This window comes from Modestobacter italicus (assembly GCF_019799965.1).
Taxonomy (GTDB): Bacteria; Actinomycetota; Actinomycetes; order Mycobacteriales; family Geodermatophilaceae; genus Modestobacter; species Modestobacter italicus_A.
In genome coordinates this window covers 1-603 of record NZ_JABGCJ010000099.1, presented here as the reverse complement: position 1 = coordinate 603, position 603 = coordinate 1, and the positions used below count along the sequence as shown (strand labels likewise).

Below are 603 nucleotides of genomic sequence, written 5' to 3'. Positions count from 1 at the left end.
TCTCCATTTACTGACTTGGAGCCTCTTGCCGAACCTGCTCCAGCTCTTGGACAATTTTTCTTGACGTGCCCAGATTGTCCACACCCCAAAATCTTCTGTGTGTAATCCTGATTTAATCAAAACATCCATGACTTGCACTTGCCACAAGCCAAAATTGATTCTTCCATCAAATTTCTCCACTTCAAATCTAACATTGCCTCGATGAATTTTACCGTAGAAATGAATAATACTCACTAAGTTAGTTCCCAGGAAAGATTGGAGGGTCACAATGGACACGCTTAAAAACCAATCTCCTAGACAGAACATCCTTAGACAATACTTATCCACACTACCACACCAAAGCTGCACCCACCAAAAAGAACCCAGGCTCTGATACCAGTTGTTGGGAATTTGGACCTCCCAAATTCACCCCCTAGGATCTATCCTTTGTAGGAATAACAAGAAAAATAGAGAAATTACACAACACCAGAATTTAACGTGGAAAACTCCAAAACAGGAGAAAAACCACCAGGCCCAGAGAAAAAAATACACTATGTGAAAAATTATTACAATCACACAATTTCTCTCCTCACACCCTAGACACCCCCAAAGCTTCCCCACTAG

1 protein-coding gene is annotated in these 603 nt (G+C 41.3%); it reads right to left on the bottom strand.

Going from position 1 to position 603, the window contains the following annotated elements; translation table 11 throughout:
* On the bottom strand, positions 1-276 hold a 276-nt coding region (locus tag HLA93_RS22460), incomplete at its 3' end, for a hypothetical protein (RefSeq protein WP_222196281.1).
* Between the last annotated feature and the right edge of the window lie 327 nt (positions 277-603).